This window comes from uncultured Roseobacter sp. (assembly GCF_947493125.1).
Classification (GTDB): domain Bacteria; phylum Pseudomonadota; class Alphaproteobacteria; order Rhodobacterales; family Rhodobacteraceae; genus Roseobacter.
Window position 1 is genome coordinate 25891 of the sequence record NZ_CANLQB010000012.1, and the last position, 16770, is coordinate 42660.

General features: G+C 56.2%; 19 protein-coding genes. 10 read left to right on the forward strand and 9 right to left on the reverse strand.

Features of this window, described 5'->3' with window-relative positions; translation table 11 throughout:
• Window positions 1–811: 811 nt before the first annotated feature.
• The 4 genes from Q1A71_RS20995 to Q1A71_RS21010 form a co-directional block, all read right to left on the reverse strand.
• Window positions 812–2242: a hypothetical protein gene (locus Q1A71_RS20995; protein ID WP_299681381.1), complete on the reverse strand. Its 1431-nt coding sequence runs from the start codon at window positions 2240–2242 to the stop codon at window positions 812–814.
• A gap of 808 nt (window positions 2243–3050) precedes the next feature.
• Window positions 3051–3623, reverse strand: a complete 573-nt coding sequence (locus Q1A71_RS21000) for a hypothetical protein (RefSeq protein ID WP_299681384.1) — start codon at window positions 3621–3623, stop codon at window positions 3051–3053.
• Between the two features lie 641 nt (window positions 3624–4264).
• A complete protein-coding gene (locus Q1A71_RS21005) occupies window positions 4265–4447 on the reverse strand; it encodes a hypothetical protein (protein ID WP_299681387.1) in 183 nt (60 codons plus the stop codon).
• A 177-nt stretch (window positions 4448–4624) separates the two neighbouring features.
• The gene (locus tag Q1A71_RS21010; RefSeq protein ID WP_299681390.1) at window positions 4625–5014 is read right to left on the reverse strand and encodes a DUF3768 domain-containing protein; all 390 of its coding nucleotides are present in this window, start codon (window positions 5012–5014) and stop codon (window positions 4625–4627) included.
• A gap of 845 nt (window positions 5015–5859) precedes the next feature.
• On the opposite strand from Q1A71_RS21010, the gene Q1A71_RS21015 reads away from it, so the two are divergent.
• On the forward strand, window positions 5860–6492 hold the full coding sequence (locus Q1A71_RS21015) for a tyrosine-type recombinase/integrase (protein WP_299681393.1): 633 nt from the start codon (window positions 5860–5862) through the stop codon (window positions 6490–6492).
• 196 nt (window positions 6493–6688) lie between these two features.
• Here Q1A71_RS21015 and Q1A71_RS21020 read toward each other — a convergent pair whose 3' ends face one another.
• From Q1A71_RS21020 to Q1A71_RS21030, 3 genes are all read right to left on the reverse strand, one after another.
• Complete coding sequence (locus Q1A71_RS21020) at window positions 6689–7369, reverse strand: hypothetical protein (protein ID WP_299681396.1); 681 nt, start codon at window positions 7367–7369, stop codon at window positions 6689–6691.
• A gap of 129 nt (window positions 7370–7498) precedes the next feature.
• Window positions 7499–7726 (reverse strand): cold-shock protein, encoded by a 228-nt coding sequence (locus tag Q1A71_RS21025; RefSeq protein WP_299681399.1) that lies wholly within the window; start codon window positions 7724–7726, stop codon window positions 7499–7501.
• A 444-nt stretch (window positions 7727–8170) separates the two neighbouring features.
• On the reverse strand, window positions 8171–8407 hold the full coding sequence (locus Q1A71_RS21030) for a hypothetical protein (RefSeq protein ID WP_299296828.1): 237 nt from the start codon (window positions 8405–8407) through the stop codon (window positions 8171–8173).
• 153 nt (window positions 8408–8560) lie between these two features.
• Here Q1A71_RS21030 and Q1A71_RS21035 point away from each other — a divergent pair, with 153 nt between their 5' ends.
• The gene (locus tag Q1A71_RS21035; protein ID WP_299681402.1) at window positions 8561–9292 is read left to right on the forward strand and encodes a Crp/Fnr family transcriptional regulator; all 732 of its coding nucleotides are present in this window, start codon (window positions 8561–8563) and stop codon (window positions 9290–9292) included.
• Window positions 9293–9352: 60 nt separating this feature from the next.
• Here Q1A71_RS21035 and Q1A71_RS21040 read toward each other — a convergent pair whose 3' ends face one another.
• Both Q1A71_RS21040 and Q1A71_RS21045 read right to left on the reverse strand, forming a co-directional pair.
• Window positions 9353–9553, reverse strand: coding sequence for a hypothetical protein (locus Q1A71_RS21040; RefSeq protein WP_299146657.1), 201 nt, complete (start codon window positions 9551–9553; stop codon window positions 9353–9355).
• A 172-nt stretch (window positions 9554–9725) separates the two neighbouring features.
• Entirely contained in the window at window positions 9726–10142 is a 417-nt protein-coding gene (locus tag Q1A71_RS21045) for a hypothetical protein (RefSeq protein ID WP_299681406.1), read from the reverse strand.
• A gap of 229 nt (window positions 10143–10371) precedes the next feature.
• Here Q1A71_RS21045 and Q1A71_RS21050 point away from each other — a divergent pair, with 229 nt between their 5' ends.
• From Q1A71_RS21050 to Q1A71_RS21085, 8 genes are all read left to right on the forward strand, one after another.
• Window positions 10372–10686 carry a hypothetical protein gene (locus tag Q1A71_RS21050; protein ID WP_299681409.1) on the forward strand — a complete coding sequence of 105 codons (315 nt, stop codon included), beginning with the start codon at window positions 10372–10374 and terminating at the stop codon, window positions 10684–10686.
• Window positions 10683–11036: a hypothetical protein gene (locus Q1A71_RS21055; RefSeq protein WP_299681412.1), complete on the forward strand. Its 354-nt coding sequence runs from the start codon at window positions 10683–10685 to the stop codon at window positions 11034–11036. The genes Q1A71_RS21050 and Q1A71_RS21055 overlap by 4 nt, the downstream gene beginning before the upstream one ends.
• A complete protein-coding gene (locus Q1A71_RS21060; protein ID WP_299681414.1) occupies window positions 11026–11877 on the forward strand; it encodes a hypothetical protein in 852 nt (283 codons plus the stop codon). The genes Q1A71_RS21055 and Q1A71_RS21060 overlap by 11 nt, the downstream gene beginning before the upstream one ends.
• A 206-nt stretch (window positions 11878–12083) precedes the next feature.
• Entirely contained in the window at window positions 12084–13166 is a 1083-nt protein-coding gene (locus Q1A71_RS21065) for a DUF1611 domain-containing protein (protein ID WP_299508263.1), read from the forward strand.
• Window positions 13167–13177: 11 nt separating this feature from the next.
• The gene (locus Q1A71_RS21070) at window positions 13178–14284 is read left to right on the forward strand and encodes an alanine/ornithine racemase family PLP-dependent enzyme (protein WP_299681418.1); all 1107 of its coding nucleotides are present in this window, start codon (window positions 13178–13180) and stop codon (window positions 14282–14284) included.
• 174 nt (window positions 14285–14458) lie between these two features.
• The gene (locus Q1A71_RS21075) at window positions 14459–14596 is read left to right on the forward strand and encodes a hypothetical protein (protein WP_299146666.1); all 138 of its coding nucleotides are present in this window, start codon (window positions 14459–14461) and stop codon (window positions 14594–14596) included.
• Window positions 14597–14666: 70 nt separating this feature from the next.
• Window positions 14667–15188 (forward strand): hypothetical protein, encoded by a 522-nt coding sequence (locus Q1A71_RS21080; protein WP_299681422.1) that lies wholly within the window; start codon window positions 14667–14669, stop codon window positions 15186–15188.
• Between the two features lie 272 nt (window positions 15189–15460).
• Window positions 15461–16327, forward strand: coding sequence for a transglutaminase family protein (locus Q1A71_RS21085; RefSeq protein WP_299681425.1), 867 nt, complete (start codon window positions 15461–15463; stop codon window positions 16325–16327).
• The last annotated feature ends 443 nt before the right edge of the window (window positions 16328–16770 follow it).

Here is a 16770-nt window from a genome sequence, read left to right on the forward strand (position 1 = left end):
GGTCCGCTTCAGCCCTACTAACCCCGCTATTGTGCTCACCGTTTCGGATTTCTCTAACTTTCTCCGTAGCTCCCTTCCGAGTGAGGCCATCAGCCACAAAGCGGTCATGCAGGTCATGAAAGTACGAACCATCGGCCACATCCGCACGCAGAGCCTCTCTAACGGTCCCGTTCCCGATGGCCTCGTTGAGCTCCGCCTCAGTGTATTGTGAAGGTGATTTTCGGCCACCCTCGCGCGCACCCGCACCAAACAAAATCTCAAGCAGACTGCTAAACTTTGTATCTAGACGCGTGCCCGGCTCCGCCGTGAAAGCTTGACCAAACAGCTGGAATGTCGAGAATATAGGGGAGGTGAGCGCGACGAGTGCGCGCCCAGCGATATGAAACGGTGCTGTGACCACGTCCGACACAACATCTATGAAGCTGCCGTCTCCATCTCTCCGACCAAAAAGACTGTCAACAGTCTTGTCAATTCCGAGGCCAATTCTGCCCACAATGCCGGATCTATTATGCACACGGACATCATCGGCGACGTAGGTGTGGTGCTCAGCGACTTCAAAATTATAGGTTTTCCAGCCTGCAGCGTCACCGTCGTGCTCATCAAATGCGTCGTACATCACTATCCCCCTGTACCGGCTCAAACCCGGGTCTCTTAAAATTCCTATTTTGAAAGACAAAGCGCCCTTTGCTTTACGCCGGGCGCCAAACTCCAGCGTGCAGATACCTTTCAATACCCTTGATATTCATCACCTTGCCGGCAATCCGAATGTCCCGCTCCCGCGTGCGCCAAAAAGACTCATATCCAGCAGACATCAGTGCGACACACGCCCAACGACCTCTGCGGCACGGCGACCAAATCGCATAAGTAGCGAAGGCGTGCGGCTTAAAACGGACGAAGGCGTCAGGCCAAGAGGCTGATTGCGTGGCATGGCGGAATGCGCTGTAGCCGACAATGGCTGCACAGGGCCACCATCCATCACCATTGGCGCAGGCATCTGCGGGCGGCGGCTTTCCCACTCACCAGCTTTGTAGATATCGATCAACGTTGTGCCAGACGCCAGAAGAACAAAATCTTCTGGCTTGGGAAGCGTTGCGCCATGCTCCCAGACAAAGGGCGCGGGGGCAGCGTCGCCAACGCGGATCAGCTCGTCGTCCCCGACAGTGCCCCCCTTGGCTGCAATCACATCGGCGACGCATTGCGAGGTTTTGCCATCGACAATGAAGCGTGTGCCCAAGCGAATGCGGCCACGTTCTTTCTCAACAAGGAAGCCGTCTTTGCGCTCCTGCGTGATCGCCCAGACAAACCCGTCGCGTGGATCGCCAACAGGCACGTTGGTCGCGGCACGGATATTCTTGCCCTCGACGTTCTGGATCATGCCATCGTCGCGCAAAATATCGAGCAGGCATTCGAATTTGTCAGCCTTCTCGCTGTCGGGGCGGAAATACACGTGGCCGGGGGTTACGCGGGTGCCGAAGCAATCAAGCAGAATCTTGGAGTCATTCTCAAAGGTTCTGGTGACCCTTCCCGGCATTAAGTTGTCGTTCTTGTCGAAGGACACAACAACATCGCCCTTGCGGATCATCACAATCGGCTTCTTCCAGATTTTGGCGCGCACGGCGTCCTGATCGAAGATTTTATTGGGGTTGCGCGGATCAGGGGCGAATTCAGGATCAAGCGGCCACATGTCGATAGCAGTGTCAGGACCGAAACATTCCGAGATTGCACCATCACCAGCAATAGAGTCTCGAATATCCCTAATTTCCTGGTCTGTCAGGAGATTGAGCCTTGCACCAGGCGTCAACCTATCAACAATCGCACGAACATCTGCGCGTGAATATCCAAGACCAGCCAGCAGATCAAAAGCAAAGCTATTGCTGTTGGTACCTATTGGATTATAGGTTATTCCCTTGCTATTCACTGCATCTACGACGGCAATAACTGTCCTAATATCTGTTTCGAGTTCACTGAGTGGTTTTGTTGCAATGGTATCGGTCGATCTAGTTCTGGAAGTATTCCAGAAGGATGCTGTTGTTTCAGAAGCCCAAATATGTCCTTCGATATCATCTCGCCAAGGAACACCAACCGCTCTTATCTCCCCAGTACTTCGATCGGTAGCAAGCCCATTAATCTCGATAATTCTCTCGCCAGTATCGTTGTTGACGAACCTTACCGACAGGTGGGCTGCAACGCCCGCAATGCCATGTTCCCCAATTTGAATGCTATACGTACCCGTTTCGTCCATCGTTGATCCCTTTACTACTTATTGAAGCATATCGGCGAAGTACTGCCTTTGGCAGCTGCGCTTTCTGTGCTTGAATTTAGAGTGTTCTCTACGGTCCTTGATTGCCGAGAACCGGTCGGGTCGTCATGAGTTAAGCAAACCTGGCTGGGGCCTTCGGAAATGGTAATCTGGACAGGCAAGCTAATGTCGTAGATTGCTGGAGCAGACTTTGACTCAGCAGTGTAACTAACCTCGCATCTCCCAGAAACTATTGGGGGCAGAGAGAAAATGTCCTCCGCCATCTCTTCCAGGACCTTGGAAACTATGCTTCTGTATGTTCCTGATCCAAGCTGTGGAAGATAATCTTCCAGTATAGGAAGATATCGAGATGCCGTACAGTTATCGACTTCAGGTGACAGATTAATGCTTTCAGACACTGTACGCGAAGTACAGTTGGATACCACAACACCAAATAGGATTAGTATTACTAAGCGAGATGTAGTTTTCATTTGATATTCTCTATGTGGGTGCATTCGTACCCGCAGGTATCAATCTTCTATAGAAAGTATATTTTGCACGGAATTTTCGAGCAACCCACAAACGGTCTCTTTTATCACGCTCAATCTCCGCACGAGTGATCAAGCTATTAGTCGCTCCAGAAACCATGATAGAACGTTTGGGGTTTTGGAAGGTTTTTGTCGTCATTGGGCATGCTCACCGGATATGCTCGCGTTTCAACCACGGACTAGAACCTTGACGTTCACAGCCTTCCGTCTTGCCTGCAACGCTTGGCAGTATTTCACTCCGATACGAACTCGGCTTTATAAAACTAGATAACTCGCTTGCCATAGTTTCCTCCCAGCGTTTTCATCCCGATCTTCCGAAAGAACCGATCAGCGCGCCCAATCTCAATTCCACCGGTCACATGATAGAGCACATGTGTTGCTTGCTGAGACTGCGCCCAAACCTCAATGCCTTTTGCCAGCCGCAGCGCCGCTTTCCCACCAAGCAGGCCTGTGCCACATCCGGGGTCGATATTGAACGTCGTGACCGAGACAATCCGCCCGCCCTCGCCAATGAAATACCCGCCGAGCGCGCAATAGCAGCTGCCAAGCACACGGTCCCCCAGGGTGACCACCAGCCCGAGGTATTGCCCCGACGCGTGCAGGGTGTTGTCGAATGCCCGGTCGAACTTTGCGTCGGAAAACGGAATGTCTCCGAACACGCTTTTCTCATGGGCCGCACGCATCAAATCACGAACTTTTTCGCGGTGACGTTCCTGAGCTGGTGTCGTGGTGAGCGTTAGCCGTTCTACTTGCTTGGGCAAGTCGATGGATGCCTGTCGGTCCAGCGGACCATCGACAAGCGCCTCAGCAGTATGCTCTTTGTCTATTCGTCCCAAGCTAGCCCCCATCTTACACTCTAACCAAAGTCTCGTCGTGGCGCTTGCGCACTACCAAACCTTGCTCCAGATCAATGACCCAGCAGCCTTCCCCGGCGACCGTCTCCGCAATCTGCCTCACGGCACTCTCACGCTTCCGTTATCGTAAAGCGCGAACGTTAACCTATTCACCAAGTTTCAAAAAACATGGTTAACGCGCGATCTTACGACGCCAAGCACGGCCTGAAGTTCATCTCGAGTTGCTATATCTCTATTTCCCACTTGGCACCCAATTCCCAACGACGAACTCCCGTCCTCTCGAACCAAGCATTCGAGGCGCCGAGACCACTTTGATCTAAATCAAAGACAGGCCCGTTTTTGACGCTCTTTAGAGTCAGGTGCTTTCTGAAAAAGCATGTGCTGCAGGGTTGAAGCCTAAAGCGGCGGCATTGCAAGCCGTTGAAATAAAGAAACTACTAAGGCGTATAGGTGCACGCCTCACAAAGCCACTCTGGTACTCGTCGACAAAGCAAGAAAGCCAAATATTCACTCTTCGCTAGATGAGAGAGACCGCGTAGTTGCCGCCAAGCGTCTTCATGCCGATCTTCCGAAAGAAGCTGAGGAGCTTGATCTGACTTGGGAGTGGGCAAAAGCTGGGGGTCTTACGCGGCGATCTTGTGATAGGAAACCGTCAGGCGCCCATCGAGGACAGCGGCAATGCCGATCTTGCCGCTCTCGTCTTGCAATCCGCGAAGGTTTTGCAAGAGCCCGCAGGTCTTGATGCTCTCGGCCAGCGCTTCGACGGCCTCCTGCGCCACCTCTTGGCTTGGGTTCAACTCGTGCAACTAAAGCTGGTCCAGTGACGAGTAGATGATGCTCGCGTCGGGTGAGGTTTTTGTTTGGTTTGTCATGGAAGTCATCCTTCTCGGTTGGTTGGGAAAGTGGACTGGTTGTGGTCCGCCGGGACAGGCGTGCTCCGCGCAGACGCACGCATTCGGCCCGCCCCGGCTGCTGCTCGGAGGTCAGTATTCAGACGCGTGCATGATGGTGAGGACGCGGCGGGTTACCGTTGGGTTGCCCGGGTCGTCACTGCCCATGTGATACTCGGCATCAAAGAGATCGATCTTCCAAAAGATGTGGTAGTCGTTGCCACCGATCTCGAACGCGCCGAAGCCGTGCTCGCCGTACGGGTCGTTGTCTTCCGTGAAGAGATCGAAGCCTTGGACTCGTTGCATGATGATGGCCTTCGCGGCCGGCGACAGGTCCGCGACACCGCGTGTAAGAACAATCTGACCCGGCACGGTGAAGTCGGCACCCCCTTTCCGCCGAAACCTGTCATTCTGTTCCGCTATCTTGGCCGCCAAAGCGGCCTCTTCCCGAACTTCATCTGAGGGATTTCTTTCATTCTCCACCCGGTCGCTCCTTCGTGGTTGGATGGGGCCTCCGCCCCTATCTGTCTGGTTTTGAGCCAACCCCCTTCAGGGGGGTCGTCTCTAAAACCTGACCCACTGGCGAAGTGTCGGAGTGAGCAAACGCCAACAAAATCGATGGGACTGGTGCGACCCGCAGCGGCGAAGCCGCGAGGACACGGGTACTGTCTATTTTGGTTGCGTGCGCGAGAACCCAGCGGGCTCTAAAGCAACGTCTCCTTGGACTGAGCGCAAAGCGCGACGGACAGGGAGACCAGCAAAACTCAAGGAACGCTGTTCCGCTGCCCCAGGGATCGAAACCCGCAAGGGCGGATCATCGGGCCGAGGCAGACCCATGCGAACGGCCCTGCCAACGGCTCCGGAGGAGACAACGGAAGGGCCATTTGTGAGCAGGGTCTGACCAGGGAGCACGTTCCAGGCGGAGGGCGGCACTGCCGACCGCAGCCTGAAGAGCGCGGTGGCGCGAACGCAAAGGTGCGGCAGGGGCAATCAGGCCTCAGAAGCGGAGTAATGATAACCGAGAACTATCATCGCCAGACAGGTCCGCGGAGCGGACATTCGTACCAAATGCCGCGAAGGTCTCGAATGAGCCCATTGCGGAAGTGCCAAATTTTCGCTGCGTGCGCTCGCCGCGAAAGAATTTCTGCGCATACAAGGTCTTCAGCGCAGTTACGCGGCGGTGAATCCGGCCATTCATTCGGCTTGCTATTAGGTTTGGAGCAAAAACTCACGGGTGGCAGGTCGGATGCAATCAGGTTTGCGAGTAGCATTCCTACGTCAGCGCGGTGCTGATGCTTGGGTTTGGAGGGCGGCAAGGAGGGCAAATTATGCCTAGAGTCCAACTTCCTGCCGTAACCCCGAAACGTAAAGCCTGGAACAAGGGGCGGATTATCGGCCAGAAACGACCGTTGCTGCCAAAACAGGTTTGGGCAATCCGAGCGCGACTCGAGTTGGCCAACAACCTTCGTGATCTGACGCTATTTAACGTTGCCATCGACAGCAAACTACGTGGTTGTGATCTGGTCAGGCTCTCAGTGGTCGATCTGGTCAAAGAGGATCGCGTCCGAGAACGGGTTTCGGTGATTCAGTGCAAAACCAAGCGGCCTGTTCAGTTTGAACTGACAGAAAACACAAGGGAAACTGTCCTGGCTTGGGTCAAATCGCCCGAGATGTTGGCTTGCTCGTTTGTGTTTCCCAGCCGCTTCCACGACCGCCCGCACATTTCAACCCGTCAGTATGGCCGGTTGGTGCACGATTGGGTGTCGGCGGTTGGTTTGGAACCGAGTGGATACGGAACGCATTCGCTGCGCCGGACAAAAGCTGCTGAGATTTACCGGAAAACAGGCAACCTGCGTGCGGTTCAACTGTTGCTCGGCCATACGAAGGTCGATAGCACAGTGCGCTACCTGGGAGTTGAACTTGAAGATGCACTTAGTATCGCCGAGAAAATTGACCTCTAGGCAATGGGCGTGCGGCTGGTGCCGCCTGCGTTTGCGGGCCAACCTGCCGCACGCAGCGCAATTGATCCAGAGTTAAAAGCGCCGCCAAACGTCCTCTTGATGTCCGATCATATCGGTATTTCTGGACAAACTCTGGTTCGACTGGATTGGCAGTCAACCCACATTGGCCGATCACTTGGACGGCTTACCCATTGAATTACATAACCTTACGGACGGCGGCGCAAAGCTCGGGGTGCATTATCCAGTTCTCAGCCTTCTCGTCATGTTCGGAGACATCTCGATACCCAATGAGCGTGCTTCCATCCGGGCCCGTTGAAGGCCCCGTGGATGCCGTTCCCGAAGACAGATAGCCCGCAATCATACGACCCACGCTGGCGAGCGCTCTGTTGGCCGAGGTCGTGGACTTGTAGCTGCCAGCATCTGCAACCTTAACCTGTGCCAACCCGTCCGCTTCCTTCAGCGACAACGCCATCAACATGGCGCGCTGCGAACCCGTCAGGTTTACAGAATGGAGCGCTTCCACGTATTCGTCGGATGTTGGTACCTGCGTCCCTTTGTGAGGGTCTGTTCTGCGGTCTTCGGCCCTACGGACTTCGCGCTGATCAATGGCGGAATGCAATGCGATGATCGCAGCTTCTTCGGTCTCACCCGTCGCCTCGGCAATCAAGCCGCGCGCCTTCGTGGGTGGCTTGGGAAAGGCGCGAGCGCCGTATGCGCCGGCGAGACGACCGGACTTGATCTGATATCTGCCATACTCGCCCACGCGGATCGACATAGCGGCTTCTTTCCTGGTCTCCTTGGCCTTCGATTTCTTCGACATACCCTTGAAGACGTCACGTCCCGCATCTGATCTGTTTGGAACTGTGTAATCTGGCATCGGGCTGGTCTCCTGGGATGAACAATTCGTAGTGCCGGTTCGGCGGATACCAATCAGGGCAAAGGAACTGCTGCGTTAGGCAGCGGAAGAAGATTCAAAAACAAATGGCCGTCTGTCGAAGGGCGCTCCTTAAGAGCGCCCATTTGCAAAGATCAGGCGAGCGATGTTGGTTGCGCTTTCACGGCCATCGCTGCCGGCCTCCACATCGAAGGTCACCTTCTGATCGTCGTTCAGGGTGGTCATTCCCGACTTCTCGAGTGCGGAGATGTGCAGAAACACATCCTTTCCACCAGTCTCAGGTGCGATGAAGCCAAAGCCTTTTGCGCCGTTGAACCATTTCACTGTGCCATTGGCCATGTGAATTTTCCTTGTTTGATCGCTGCCCACAATATGCGGCAACCTAGCTTCTCACGACAGTGTCGAGCGCTGAGAGCCGGTAAAGGAAAACAGGAGTTCGAATGTAGGTCAGTAGCATAACAAACGTGGTATCTCCCCAAGAGTGTTACAAGGTGCACGCGGTGCTTCGGCTGATGTTTCCTTTCCAAGAGAGCATCGATCCCCTATAGCTCACAAGCTGCTGGATACCCTGGCAGCCAGAAATGGAAAGCCAGACTGTCGTTCAACGACTTGGCGAAGAAAGTGGCCACCGACAAAAAGGCCTCGCAAGAAGAAGATACGAAATCGCAGATGTCTACCGACCACCCTCCGGACTCAAAGATCGAAGCTACTGATCCGTAGATGGGTTGACAGGCGCGACTAAGCAAATAGGCTTCGCTCGTGTTCAGCGTATGAGGGTTGACGCTACGGGCGCCGCGAAAGGTTGCCGCCAACGATGATCTCATTGATCAGTTTGGCGGTTGCCATATGCATTTCTTGTTCGGTTTCTGGACCTCTGGCATTCTCGTGGGTCGCTGCCGCATCCCGAAGAATTCCCAGAATCTCGCCTTCCGGCAGCAGCTTGCGATCTTGCAAGGCAAGTAGGAGGGCCTCGCAAATGGAGAAGGCGGCCATCCCTGAAGGGTCTCGTTGATCTGACATTGAGGACAATTCTCTTCCTTTCTTGCCACGCAACCGGGCGAGGTCGTGATAGTATTGACCAACATCTCAATAATTTAGGTAGTCCGTACTGATCGAAAGCAGTCTCAGCGCCGATTTCTTACGGGAGTATGCGCGGTTCGGGAGGGACCGGTAATGAACATCAAAGCCAGCCCACTTACCCAAAAGCTCTCTGCGTTTGTTGCTCTTTCGGAGACGGAACTGGTCGTTCTCGAGCGCTTGCATCAGCGGAGGAAGTCTTTCTCTTCAGGGCGCGACTTGGTTCACCAGGGTCAATTGGAACAGGCTGCTTACATCCTGGCGGCAGGTTGGGTCGTTTCTTATAAGATCCAGGCTGACGGGTCGCGGCAGATCGTTGATTTCCAGATACCGGGGGACTTTTTGGGCCTGCGCAGCGTCCTGTTGCACACATCCGATCATGGGATCGAACCAATCGTCGATATCGAGGCGGCGGAGGTTCTGGTGAGCGATCTTCTGCAAGCCTTCGCAGAGACACCACGGCTGGCCACGGCCATTCTCTGGGCCGTGTCGAGGGACGAAGCGATGGTTGTCGAGCATCTTGTTGGGCTCGGGCGGCGCGATGCGGATGCGCGCATGGCGCATTTTCTGCTGGAGCTTGGCGTGAGACTGTCACTCGTCGGATTAGGGTGCAGGGAAGGCTACGCCTGTCCGCTCACACAGTATCATCTGGCAGATGCGTTGGGGTTAAGTGCCATCCACGTCAACCGCGTCCTTCGTAAGCTCCGCGAACGCGGACTCGTCACGTTTCAGGGCGGGCTAGTAACCTTCGATAACTACGAGGGGCTTGTTGCATTGGCGGATTTCGATCCGGCCTATCTCGATCAATCACGGCCTTTGTTGCCGTGAAACGGCCGCCCTCAGTATGGCTTCGGGCGGCCTTGCAGTCATTTCACAGGTTTGCCGACTTTACACCAATGCGCGGCTTGCCTGCTTGAGTTCGTTGTGTGCCTCTTCGTCGTTTTCGGCCTCATGCGCCTTCTCGGCCGCTTGATAATGCTTGAGAGCGGTCGCTTTCTTGGGGCCTTCGGGTGCATTGTCCCAGGCAGCCTTGACGGAAGCCATGTGTTTCACCGTCTGGTTTTCCTCGGTTTGGTCTTCTTCATTCATGGGAATGTCCTTTCCTGGACGGTCCGAGAAATAAGAGGCGCAGACCCCATGCAAACTCTTTGGGGACTGCATGCGTCCCACGCCCCTCAGATACTCGCAAAAAATGCCAACCCAATAAGCGGTAGACATGAATCACCTAACCGGTTCGATCGCGTCTTTGCACTGACGCAGGTTAGCCCGTTTGAGCCAAATAGAGGAGCCACGCCAGAACCACGACTCCAACGAGGGCCATCGTTGTCCAAGACATCGATAGCTTTGGAAAATTGTTGGTGCCTGCTTCGAGTGATTTGGGAACGCGAAGCGGGGCACGCTTCGGCAGCAATGAAACCAGCTTTGCCGCTCTGCCTTCGCTTGCCAGAGCCAGCGCCGGAATGTCGGTAATCGCTTCAAAATGCGTAGTCAGTCGTACTTTCGCGTCCTCCCGACCCAGACCAGAAAGCTCACGCGCCTCGGTCCATGGCTCGAGGTTAAGGCGCGCAAGCGCTGACAAGACCGTAACGGCTGCACCGGTTCTGTCCTCACCCACTTCTGCAAAGAGGAAGGCATCGTAGTCGCTGCCATCCGGATGAAGGACGTCTGAGGCGGACATGGGTTTTCCTTTCGGCGCGAGACTGAGGCGAAGACATGCACGCAGGTGTCTGGAGCCGCGCGACGGCTTTGCATCTCACCTTGACAGCCAAGAAACCGACTGGGGCTAACCTCGATCAGCATCACACACCGAAAGTTCGGATAGTGTCTATTCAACCGCCTTGCTGCGACGACGCTGGCCATAATGGCGGCTGCGGAAAGTTTAACATTCTGTTCAATGGAGGCCTGGGATGCTCACGCGTTCTACCAGATCAATGGTGACGTTTTCCAACGACTTCATGATTGGCGACAGCCAGCGGGAGCTTGCGGCCGGCACGTATGAAATCGTTGTCGAGGAAGAGCTTATGCAAAGCCTCAGCTTCGAAGCTTACCGGCGCACTGCGACATACCTGATGGTCCGGGGGCGAGGGAGCAACACGGGTCAAACGACGATGCAATTGACCACAAAGGAGGATCTGGAGCACGCAATTGCATGTGATCAGGCCCTCTCGGAAACTATCAATGACAGCGAAGCGGCGCTTTCCCCGCAGGAGGACAAGACATGACGACACCCGAATGGCTGAAACCCGGTATTTACGGCGCGCTCCTTGGCGCGGCGCTCGTCGGCATTGTTGGATTTTCCTGGGGCGGCTGGATGACCGGAGGCGGCGCTGAGGAGATGGCAAGCGAGATGGCGGAGGACCGAGTTATCGCGGCGCTCGTGCCCTTCTGCCTCGACATGTCCCGAACCGACAATGAACGCATTGCAAAGCTCGCCACAATCCGTGAGGCATCATCGTTCAAGCGGCGCGACGTTGTCATGGAAACAGGCTGGGCGACGATGCCAGGGTCTGAGGGTCCGAACCGCGAACTGGCGCAGGCTTGTATCGAAGGTCTCGAGCTTGATGCATCGTAGTGACCTCAAACTGTCGCCTGTTTCGTCTAAGGGCATCGCAGGCGCGCTTGCAATGGTGTCGTCCCGCTCTGCAATAGCCTCCGCGGAATTCCTGGCGCTCGCATTCGTCGCGCTCATTGCAATCGGATCGCCGTCTTTCGCCCAATCTCAGGCTGCCCCGATGCCGGCGAATGCGCAGCCCAAAAGCTATGGCGAGGGATGGGAGTGTGATCGTGGGTACCGGCGTGACGGCGATGCCTGCCTTGCCATCATCGTTCCGGAGAATGCCTATTCCACCAACCGGACCTACGGCAAGGGCTGGGAGTGTCTGCACGGATTTCAGGAGGTCGATGGCCCGGCTTGTCTTGAGGTCGTCGTGCCCGAAGGCGGCTATCTCGACCCTTCAGGACAAAGATGGAGGTGCTTGCGCGGCTACATTAAGGTCGACGGCATTTGCCTGGAAGTCGTTGCGCCGGACAATGCGTATCTGTCGGCCGACTCCTATGGCGCCGCTTGGCTTTGCAACCGCGGCTACCAGGTCGAAGGTGAGACATGTGCCGCTATCGCGGTTCCCGACAATGCCTTTCTGAACGCGTCATCGTATGGCCAGCCCTGGACATGTGAGCGGGGCTATTTCGAACGCGATGACATCTGTGAGGTTGTTGTGGTCCCGGAGAATGCCTATTTCGACGATGCAAGCTATGGCCCGGGCTGGAAGTGTAATCGCGGCTTTGCAGAGTCTGACGTCGGCTGTACAGAGATCGACCTCCCCGACAATGCGCATCTCGACAGATCGGGAAACCGGTGGGCGTGCCACAGGAACTTCCAGCGATCGCAGGGGCGTTGCGTCCTGAACGACTAGCGCTCGCAATTAGAACCGAAACGCGGCTCACCCGCCCGAACGCTTCATGTGATCGTACCCGGGTAAACCCGCTTGGCAAAGGAATAATCGTGGAATCTGACAATCGAGAAAGACCGACGACAAGGCTGTCAACGATGGGGCCGCAAGCCCCGCCTGACGTATACGCGTCCCGTCGATCTCATACCAAAAATGCTGTGACATACGGGGTGCCCACAGCGGTTGTCTATTGTGAGCGGAACTTCGGACAGATCGACGGCAAGACCGCAAACGGGCTTGTCCGTCACAGCCAAGCCTACCGCATTCTTTCGGTCATAGACAGCAAACTTGATGGGCGCGACAGCGGGCAGGTGCTGGACAATGTGCGCAACGGCATCCCGGTCGTCGAAGACCTCGAAGCTGCGGTTACGCGAGAGGTAAATATCCCCGACACTTTGATCTATGGGATGGCCCCCTCCACTGGCAAGATGTCACCGGCAGATCGGGAGGTCGTGCTGGATGCTATCGCGCTTGGCATGAACGTCGTCAGTGGCCTGCACGAATATCTCGGTGACGATCCCGAGATCAGAGGTGCTGCCGACGCGGCCAACGTGACGATCCGGGATATCCGCAAGCCCCGACCAAGCAAGGACATGCGCCTGTTTGACGGAAGCGTGTCCGAGGTGAAGGCCATCCGCATCGCCGTGCTGGGAACGGATTGTGCGATTGGCAAGCGGACGACAGCGACCATTCTGGCCAGGGAACTGAACGAGCGTGGAATCAAGACCGTCCTCGTCGGCACCGGCCAGACGGGACTTATGCAGGGCGCAAAATACGGCATCGCCATGGACGCCGTGCCACCGCAGTTTTGCTGCGGGGAACTTGAACGCGTGATTGTCGCGGCGTCTCACGGCGAAGACCCGGATGTCATCCTGATCGAAGGACAAGGTGCGCTCAGCCACCCGGCTTTTTGCACGTCGGCATTCATTCTGCGCGGCAGCCAGCCGCACGGTGTTGTTCTTCAACATGCGCCGAAACGCGCTCATCGCTGCGACTTTCCCGCCATGCCGATGCCCGGGCCGAAAAGCGAAATCGCCCTGATCGAAGCTTTTGCTGACACACGGGTGATTGGAATCACACTCAATCACGAAGCGATGACGCGCACCGAGGTCATTGGTGCAATTGACAGTCTTTCGCGCGACCTCGGCATTCCGGTGACGGACGCGCTGACTCGGCCAGAAGTGCACCTCAGCGACATGGTACTGTCCGCCTTTCCGCAGTTGCGGCCCGTGCCTCTCGCGGCCGCAGAATGACCTCGCCGCGAGTGGAAGTTAATCTGGGCAAGATCCAGGCCAACGCGCGATGTCTCGTCCGACGTCTTGGAGCTCGTCGAATCTCGGTCACCGGTGTGACCAAGGCAGTGTGTGGGCATCCTGACGTAGCCGAGGCAATGCTGGACGGTGGCGTTGCCAGTCTGGCCGACGCACGCATCAAAAACGTCGTGCGGATGCGGACCGCGGGGATCACGTGCCCAATTTCGCTGATCCGCGCGCCGCTACTGAGCGAGATGGAAGACGTCATCCAGTATTGCGACGCGAGCTATAACACAGAGATGGACACGATCCTGAAGCTTGGCGCAGCCGCAAAGGAACAGGGTGCCTCGCACGATGTCATCCTGATGGTCGAAATGGGCGATATGCGCGAAGGCATTTTACAAGAGAACCTCAATGACTTCGCCGCTCAGGTCATCGCAACACCCGGTGTCGCTCTCAAAGGCATCGCTGCAAATTTTGCCTGCCTGGGCGACGTTGCACCGACGGCCGGTGACATGGCCATGCTCTCGAGACTGGCCGACCAAGTCGAAGGCGCCTGCGGACCTGTTGTAGATCTTGTGTCAGGAGGAGGCTCGGCCAATTTGCCATGGGCGCTTGGCGACGTTTCAACTGGGCGGGTCGACAACCTGCGTCTGGGTGAGGCGATCCTTCTGGGCACCGACCCCGTGACTGGGCATCCGATCACTGGCCTTCATACGGATGCCTTTACCCTTTTTGCCGAAGTGATCGAAACAAGCCGCAAACCAAGCCCAGCGCCGACCATGTCAATTGCTCCGGAGCTTGGGATGCTCAATTTGGTTCGAAGTGATGACCTCCGAGCCCGAACCATCCTTGCTGTCGGGCAGCAAGACACCGACGCAAGCGGTCTTATGTTTTCCCCGGGAACGGCGTTTATTGGCGCGACCAGCGACCACACCGTTGTCGACTCAGCCAAAGCCGCTGTGCCCGTTGGCTCCGAGATGAAAATGGGCATGAACTACAGCGCCCTCATGCGGGCGATGAGCGCCCCAGATGTCGCCAAGGTTGTTCATGGCAAGCAAAAGATGAACGGAAGTGCAAAGGACCGCGAGGCCCACCCCTTCCTGACCTTGGTATGACACCCACAATGGTCGTCGGCGGGGCCTACGAAGATCATACCCCGCCGACTAGTCCCACACCGCGCTATGGTAAAAGGGCCGGTCAATACACATATACCAATAAGCCGCACTCGAGAATTCGTGCCTGATCGAGGCCCGGAAATTCCAGCGGAAAACCCAAAAAGGATGAAGAGCATGTCTTTCAAAGACCTGACCACCAAAGCTGCTGCCATACTGAAAGCCAAACCTGCGGAACCGTCGAAAAAAGAACCGGCACTCAAGGCGCCGGACGCTGCTGCGAAACCGGGTTCTCCGGGTCCGAAGAAAACCTGACGCATGCACCGGAAAGGGCTGGTTTTGCTCGATGTCATGGAAAACTGTTCAATTGAAAGGATCAAACGCAATGGACGAACAAAGAGCGAAAACCATCGCGGTTTTTGACCGGCCTTTCAATCTTCCTGGCTTCGACGAAACGCTTCCCGCCGGAGAGTATGATATCGAGACTGAATTCGCCTCACCACCTGATCACAAGGACCCTCAGGCCTGGAAGGCCTCCGTCGTGGTCCATTTGCATCCACGCCTGTCCCATCCGGGATTAACACGGAGCCTGACTGTGTCGCTTCTCGATCTTGACCGCGCCCGTGCGAGAGACAAACTGTCCGGCAAGGACCTGTCACAGGTCTTTCTCGAAGAAATGCTGGCCGATCCGATGGTGCAACTCGTCATGCAGGCCGACGGGGTGTCCGAGGCTCAATTGCGCCATCTCTACTCGGGATCGGGGACGACACAGACTGACAGGGGTGACGCGGATACTGAGGCCGAAAACGCAACAGCGCGGGGGGCTTCGCGGAACGCTTCGGACATTCATGACGCCGAGAATGAAGGGATGCCGTGCCGACCGCGCACATCATCCGTTTCCGTATGATGCCCACAACGCAATTTCAGGGACCAAATGAACGCGAGGATCTGATGCAAGCAAAAGTCGACGATATCCTGATGGATCAACCCAGCCGCGCGCTCGGCGATGTGCCGAAGCCGCGGTTCTGCTTGGCTTGTAGTGCTTCGTTTTGGAGCGAAGGGTTCGGCCAGCGCATCTGTGTAAGATGCAAAGGAACGACAGCATGGCGCGCGGCAATGCCCGAAGGGGTCAGCACAGGTCGGTCTCGCTCCGGCGGTCGGTCGACTTAGATCTGCTGCATGCCAACGATTACGATCACACATACGACCATCTATCGCTATCGCGTCGCCGTGGTCCTTGGACCGCACAGGCTGATGTTGCGTCCTCGCGAAACGCGGGACCTCACATTGACGGCTTTCGATCTTGATATCACGCCGACGGCTCGCATCGACTGGTCCCACGATGTCGCTGGAAACGCCATCGCCATCGCCAATTTCGATGCCACAACGGAAACGCTATCGATCCGGTCGCATACGACCGCCGTCCTCACTGCACCTGACTGGCCTGTCTTCCCGATCGCGGCCTCTGCGACGTCATACCCATTCCTTTACTCCGCCGAAGACTGGAAAGATCTCGGGGCGCTTTCTGCACCACAATACCAAGACGACGCAGGGCGCCTGTCAAACTGGGTCGAGCAATTCGTGATGCGCAGGCCAACGGATACGTTGTCGCTCTTGAAGGACGTCAGCAATGGCATCACAGCGCAGATCGCGTATCAGAGCCGCGAGCGCGAAGGCACGCAAGGACCACTTGAGACCCTCGACCGTGGCTACGGGACGTGTCGCGATTTTGCGGTCCTATTTGCCGAGGCTATGCGAACACTGGGTTTTGGGGCGCGCCTGATGTCCGGATACGTCTACGCCCCCAATGATATCCGACGAGGATCTGCTGGCTCGGGCTCTACGCATGCATGGGTCGAAGTCTTCGTTCCCGGGGCAGGCTGGATCCCGTTCGACCCAACGAACATGTCGGTGGGGTCGGCCAATCTGATTCCGGTGGCCGTTGCGCGGAACATATCACAGGTCGCTCCGGTTGCCGGAAGCTACCATGGAGAAGGTACCGATCTTCTCGCTATGGAGGTAGTTGTCCGTGTTGAAGATCAATGACTTCACCGATGTAGGCGGAATCCACAAATCTCCGCGCAGTCCAGTTGGAGGTTCACAATGTGTTTCGCTGTATGTCGTGCAACTCCTCGGACTAATCTGGGACAGTACGGGCACAGAGCGCATCCGCGGATATCTACTGGCGACACACGCAGGTGTAGTCGTTGGTCGAAACTCTGTTTGAGCGTGCCGACTAGCCTTACTCAGCTTTCGTCCTGGCTACCGTATCACGCGGCGTTCGGGCGGTTTTTCTGGGTGTCTCAATTGGCAAGCCAAAGGACCGCTTCGGCGAAATTGGCTGCAATGCAGCGAAACGCATGTCGCAGATGCGAATGGTTTCTGCGTCAGCGAAAGCTGCACCTGCACAAGTCTGCTTTGTCCCGCATTGCGGACGCCTGATGGAATGGATTTGAAAGACAGCTTTTGACGATATTGGGTCCCACTAT